The organism is Micromonospora wenchangensis (genome assembly GCF_002210435.1).
GTDB lineage: Bacteria > Actinomycetota > Actinomycetes > Mycobacteriales > Micromonosporaceae > Micromonospora > Micromonospora wenchangensis.
This window is the reverse complement of sequence record NZ_MZMV01000126.1, coordinates 1-5,420: the sequence shown is the minus strand read 5'-3', so window position 1 is coordinate 5,420 and position 5,420 is coordinate 1. Positions and strand designations below refer to the sequence as shown.

The window sequence follows — 5,420 nt, the reverse complement described above, 5'->3', positions numbered from 1 at the left end:
CCCCACCCGGGGTTGGCCTCAAACTGCTATACCCGTCAAATCGGGACCTGCCGGACGTCCGGCAGGTCCCGATTCACTCCTTCCGTCGGCTGATGCATTTCGACCATTTTCCCGTTGGCCGGAAACGGGTCGTCATTCCGACAGTCGCGACTGGTTCGGCTTCCCTTTGGGAAAATGTGACGGATGGACGAACTGGCGAGCGGGAAACAGTCATCGTCGGGTCCGGGCCGGGCGGCAGAAAACGATGAGCCGACGATCCGTGTCGTGGTGGTGGGGCCCCCGGGACTGTTGCGTACCGCCCTCGCGGCGATCCTGGCCGCCGCCCCCGGGTTCGAGTTGGCCGGGGAGAGCGATCCCGACCACCACCTGACGGACGGCGTCGTCACCCGGCGGCCCCACGTCGTCCTCGTCGACCTCGACGCGATCGAGGATCCCGCCGTGCTCGCCGGGCGGTGGCACGCCCGGCTGCCGGAATGTGCGGTGGTGGTGCTGACCTCCCGGCGGACCGCCCGGGCGTTGCGCCGGGCCCTCGGGGCGCGGGCCCGGGGGATCATCGCCAAGGACGTCCCGCCCCAGGAACTCCTGGAGCAGCTCCGTCTGGTCGCCGAGGGGCAGCGGATGATCGACCCGGTGACGGCCCTGGCCGCGCTGGACGCCGCCGTGAATCCCCTCAACGAGCGGGAGCGTGAGGTGACCGCCGCCGCCGCCCGGGGAATGTCCACCAAGGAGATCGCCGCTCACCTGCACCTGGCACCCGGTACGGTCCGCAACCACCTGTCCGCCGTGCTCCGCAAGACCGGCGCCCGTAACCGGTGGGAAGCCGTCCAGCGGGCCCAGGACGCGGGCTGGATCTGACCACGCGTGAGAAGGGGTGTCGGACCAGTTACGGATTCAATAAGATTCCGAACCGTGCGTCATCGGCCGCACACATTTCGTCAACACGGGCATGATCTCGGGAGTCGCTTATGGTTCGCACATTGCTCGCCCTCCAGGGCGGGCTGCTCCGGGGCGCGCTCGCCCAGCTGCTCGCCGCCGAACACGACATCGAGATCGTGGGCGAGGTGGACAGTCCGCACCACCTGCGAGCGGCGGTCCGGGCCGAACGACCCGACGTGGCCGTCGTCGAGTTCGACATGTTGACCGTGACGGAACTGGTCCGGCTGGCCACCCTGGGCGTCGCGGAACCCGTCGTCGAAACCACCCCGGCAGGCGGCGGCGAGCCCACCCCCACCGCCCCGGTGCCCCGCTCGCCGACGGAGCCGATGACCGCACCCGTGGGTTCCCTGCTGGTCCTCGTCGAACAGCGGCGGGCCGGCCGGCTCGGGCCGGTACTGGCCGAGCACGGCCACCGGATCGGCTTCCTCAGCCGTGACGTGCCACCCGGGCGGATCGTCGACGGCGTACGACAGCTCGCCGAGGGACGGGTCGTCCTCGACCCCGACCTGGTGCTCGCCGCACTCGAGGTCGCCGACAGCCCGCTGACCAACCGGGAGCGGGAGGTGCTCGACGTGGTCGCCGAGGGGCATCCGGTCCAGGAGATCGCCGAACGACTGGTGCTGTCGGCCGGCACGGTGCGCAACCACCTGTCGCGGATCATGGCGAAGACCGGGGCGCGGACCCGCTGGGAAGCGGTCCGGATCGCCCGGGAATCCGGCTGGCTGTGACCGGTACCCACCCGACCGGCGTGCCCGCCGGCGCCGCCGCAACGCCTTCCGTCGGCGCGACCCCGGGCACCGTCGCGGGGCGTACCGGGCCGGTTCCGGCTGGGGCTGTCGACGCCTAGGTCCGGGCCGCCGCCGATGTGCCGTCCGACGCCGTCCAGAAGGGGGCGGGGTCCGACGGTTCCGTCTCGCCGTAGCCGACCAGGGCACGGTAGGCCGGTGACCGCTCCAGCAGCCCTTGGTGGGTGTCCAGCAGCGCGGTCCGCCCGTCGAGCAGCAGGACCCGCCGCGCCCGCAGCGCCGAACTGACCCGGTGGGCGATCACCACCAGCGTGCCGGGCCGGGCGGCGAAGGCCGTCTCCAGCCGGGCCTCGGTGGCCGGGTCCAGGTGACAGGTCGCCTCGTCGAGGATGGTCAACGGGGCGGGGGAGAGCCAGGCCCGCAGCAACGCCACCTGCTGCCGTTCCCCGGCCGACAGGTCCGCCGGGCGCAGCGTCGCGTCGTACCCGCCGAGCCGGGTCAGCAGCCCGGTGAGCCCCAGCCGGGCCGCCGCCCGGTCCAGCTCGTCGTCCGGCACGCCGGGGGCCAGGTAGCCGAGGTTGTCGCGGAGCGTGCCGGTGAAGACGTACGCCTCCTGGGGGATCAGCACCCGCCGCTCGGCCAGTGCGCCGGGCGTCGCCCCGGTCACCGGCGACCCGCCGACATGGACGGTGCCCGACTGGGGGTGCAGCACCCCGGCGATCAACCCCGCCAGGGTCGACTTGCCGATCCCGCTGGCCCCGACGATCACCAGGTGGTCCCCGACGGGCACCTCGAGGTCGAGCCCGTCGAGCACCGGGTCGGCGTGCGGGCCGTACCGGAAGGTCACCCCACGCAGCGACAACGCCGCCCCGGTCCGCCGCGGTGCGGGACGGGGCGGCGACCCGGCCGGCGAGGGGTCGGCCGCAACGGCGGTACGCAGCAGCCGGTCCAGGGTGACGGCGAACCGGAGGCCACCGGCGGCGACCCCCTGCACCAGGCTGTGCAGGGCCGGCTGCACCCCCCGCGTGACGTAGACGAGCGCGCCCAGCAGCGCGCCCGGCCCCAGCCCCTGACGGACCAGCCACGGCGCGGCCAGCAGCAGCACCGGCACCGGCAGCCAGCCACCCAGCGCGAGGCTCAGGCTGCGGGTCGCCGCCATGGTGGCCAGCCGGCGCTCCACCCGGGCCTGCGCGTCGACGGCCCCGCCGACCCAGCCGGTGACCTGGTCGCAGGCCCCGCTGGCGGTGACGTCGCGGTGGCCGCTCACCGCGGTCACCACGGCCCGGCCGAGCTGCTCGTCGGCCAGCACGTACTCCCGCTGCCGGGCCACCATCACCGGCAGCGCCACGGCGAACAGGCCGAGACCGGCCAGCACCGGCACCGCGACCAGCAGCGCCACCGGGGCTGCCAGCGAGAACAGGCCGAGCACGGCGGCGCCGAGGGCGAACAGGAAGCCCCGCACCACCATCAGCAGGCCGGCGTAGGTGTCCCGGACCAGTTCCACCTGGTGGGTGAGCCGGGCCACCGCCGCGTCGTCGGCCCGGCCGCCGGCCGCGCCGGCCACCGCGCCGCGCACCACCCGGCGCAGCAGGTCGTCGCGGAACGGCTCCACCACCGCGCCGAGCAGCGCGTACGACCGGTTGGTGCCGGCCGCGCCGACCAGCACCGCCAGCCCCAGCAGGGCCAGCCAGGCCAGTCCGACGCCCGGCCGCCCGGCCAGGAAGCCGCTGTCCACGGCCCGCGCGGTGAACAGCCCGGACAGGGCGGCCGGCAGCACCTCGGCGGCCGACCAGCCGGCCAACCGCCACAGCTGCGCCCGCCGGGCCCGCAGCGCGGCCCGGGTCACGCCGACGACCGTCGTCACGACCGGAACACCTCCCGGTAGTCGGGGTCGGCCCAGAGCAGGTGGTGCGGGCCGACGGCACGGACCCGCCCGTCGGCCACCCAAGCGACCAGGTCCGCGCGGGCGGCCATGCCGAGCCGATGGCTGACCACCACCCGGGTACGCCGGTCACCCGGCCCGGTCAGCGCCCGGGTCACCTGGTACTCGGTGGCGGTGTCCAGGCTGGACGTGGCGTCGTCGAGGATCAGCAGCCGTTCGGCGCGCAACGCGCGGGCCAGCCCGAGCCGTTGCCGTTCACCACCGGACATGGCGACCTCGGCCAGCGGGGTGCCGTACCGGTCGGGCAGCCGTTCGACGAAGTCGTGGATGGCGGCGGCGCGGGCCAGCGGCACCGGATCCGCACCGGCCCCGACGGCGGCACCGACCGTGTCGCCGACCAGCACCGGACGTTCGAACCCGTAGCCGACCGCGGCGTGCAGGGCGGCCGGGGTCAGCTCCGGAAGTGGAACACCGTCCAGGAGCACCACCCCGTCGTCCGGGTCGCGCAGCCGCCCGGCGACGGCGGCGAGCAGGGACTTGCCCGCACCGGAGACGCCGACGACGACCAGCAGCGTGCCGCCGGGCACCCGCAGGTCCACCCGGTCGAGCAGGGCCCGGCCGTCGGCGTCGCGGACGGTCACGCCACGCAGGTCGAGGGTTCCCGGCCCGGACGGCAGGGACCGGACGCCGTACGGTCGGGCGGGCTCGGTGAGCACGTCGGCGGCGCGGCGGCAGCCGGCGCGTACCCGGACGGCGGTGTTGAGGGCGGCGACCACGGTGCCGAGACCCGCGCCGAGGGCGGCGTACTGGATGGCGGCCAGCAGTTCCCCGGGGGTCAACCGGCCGGCGGTCAGCGACACCCCGCCGACGGCGACGATCGCGACCTGGAGCAGTGGGTTGAGCACCGCGCCCCGGGTGGCCGCGCCGGCGAGCACCGTCCACGTCCGTGCCCCGTGCCGGTGCAGCGCGGCCAGCGGGGTCAGCACCCGCTCGACCTCCCGTTCCCCGGTGCCGGCGGCGGCGATGGTGCGCGCCCCGGCCAACGCCTCCACCAGTCGCCCGGCGAGGTCGCCCTGGGCCTGCTGGTAACCGGCGACGGCGGCGGAGGCATCGGCGACGAAGCCGCGCAGCAGCAGGCCGAGCAGGAGCAGCCCCGTGACGAAGGTGACGCCGAGCCACGGGTCGATCAGGGTGAGCGCCACCAGGCTGCCCACCGGCGGCAGCGCCACGGTGGCGGCCGTGACCAGCGTCGGGGCGGCCTGACCGGCGTCGGCCACCTGGCCCACCACCCGGCCGGCGAGGTCACCCACCGGCCGACGGGCGGCGGTCTGCGGGGCGAGGGCGAACAGGTGCCCGACCAGGGTGTGCCGCAGGTGGGCCACCGACCGGGCGGTGGCCGCGCCGGTGCCGTAGTCCCGCACGACGCCGACGACGACCAGCAGCGCGATCAGCCCGACGACGGCGGCCAGCCAGCGGTCGGGGGAGTCCTTCGGCGCGGTGCCGACGGCGGCGTCGACGGCCCGGCCCAGCACGGCCGGCAGGGCCAGTTCGGCGACCGTGCCGGCCACGGTGACCACGGCCAGCGTCGGGGTCCACCAGCCGGCTGAGCGGACGGCCCGCAGCAGGAGCCGGTCGGTCGGTGTCATCGCGTCCCCTCCCACGCCGCGCGGCCCCGGACCGGCGGGTGCCGGTCCGGGGCCATGCGATACCGGTCGATCAGTTGCAGGTGGTGACGCTCAGCGAGCTGTCGCCGCAGAGCAGGAGGCTGGCCTGGCTGCCGCCGCCGGTGCGCTCGGTGGCCGGCAGTTCCATCGCCTGGAGGTCGAGCAGAGCCATGGTCTTACCTCTTTCTGTCG

Annotated in this window: 6 protein-coding genes; 3 read left to right on the top strand and 3 right to left on the bottom strand. The window is 75.2% G+C overall.

Going from position 1 to position 5,420, the window contains the following annotated elements; translation table 11 throughout:
- The 3 genes from B5D80_RS34040 to B5D80_RS32420 all read left to right on the top strand — a co-directional run.
- On the top strand, window positions 1-248 hold a 248-nt coding region (locus B5D80_RS34040), incomplete at its 5' end, for a hypothetical protein (protein WP_211291730.1).
- A 16-nt stretch (window positions 249-264) separates the two neighbouring features.
- Window positions 265-855 (top strand): helix-turn-helix transcriptional regulator, encoded by a 591-nt coding sequence (locus tag B5D80_RS32425; RefSeq protein ID WP_158224287.1) that lies wholly within the window; start codon window positions 265-267, stop codon window positions 853-855.
- Window positions 856-965: 110 nt separating this feature from the next.
- Window positions 966-1,664 (top strand): response regulator transcription factor, encoded by a 699-nt coding sequence (locus tag B5D80_RS32420; protein ID WP_088647733.1) that lies wholly within the window; start codon window positions 966-968, stop codon window positions 1,662-1,664.
- A 115-nt stretch (window positions 1,665-1,779) separates the two neighbouring features.
- Here the strand turns inward: B5D80_RS32420 and B5D80_RS32415 are convergent, their stop codons facing one another.
- The 3 genes from B5D80_RS32415 to B5D80_RS32405 form a co-directional block, all read right to left on the bottom strand.
- Window positions 1,780-3,546, bottom strand: coding sequence for an ATP-binding cassette domain-containing protein (locus B5D80_RS32415; protein ID WP_088647732.1), 1,767 nt, complete (start codon window positions 3,544-3,546; stop codon window positions 1,780-1,782).
- Complete coding sequence (locus B5D80_RS32410; protein ID WP_088647731.1) at window positions 3,543-5,210, bottom strand: ABC transporter ATP-binding protein; 1,668 nt, start codon at window positions 5,208-5,210, stop codon at window positions 3,543-3,545. The genes B5D80_RS32415 and B5D80_RS32410 overlap by 4 nt, the downstream gene beginning before the upstream one ends.
- 70 nt (window positions 5,211-5,280) lie before the next feature.
- The gene (locus B5D80_RS32405; RefSeq protein WP_067312693.1) at window positions 5,281-5,400 is read right to left on the bottom strand and encodes a SapB/AmfS family lanthipeptide; all 120 of its coding nucleotides are present in this window, start codon (window positions 5,398-5,400) and stop codon (window positions 5,281-5,283) included.
- Between the last annotated feature and the right edge of the window lie 20 nt (window positions 5,401-5,420).

Coding starts and splice junctions, on each gene's coding strand:
- B5D80_RS32420 (WP_088647733.1), top strand. CDS start 966: ATGGTTCGCACATTGCTCGCCCTCCAGGGCGGGCTGCTCCGGGGCGCG.
- B5D80_RS32410 (WP_088647731.1), bottom strand. CDS start 5,210: ATGACACCGACCGACCGGCTCCTGCTGCGGGCCGTCCGCTCAGCCGGC.
- B5D80_RS32405 (WP_067312693.1), bottom strand. CDS start 5,400: ATGGCTCTGCTCGACCTCCAGGCGATGGAACTGCCGGCCACCGAGCGC.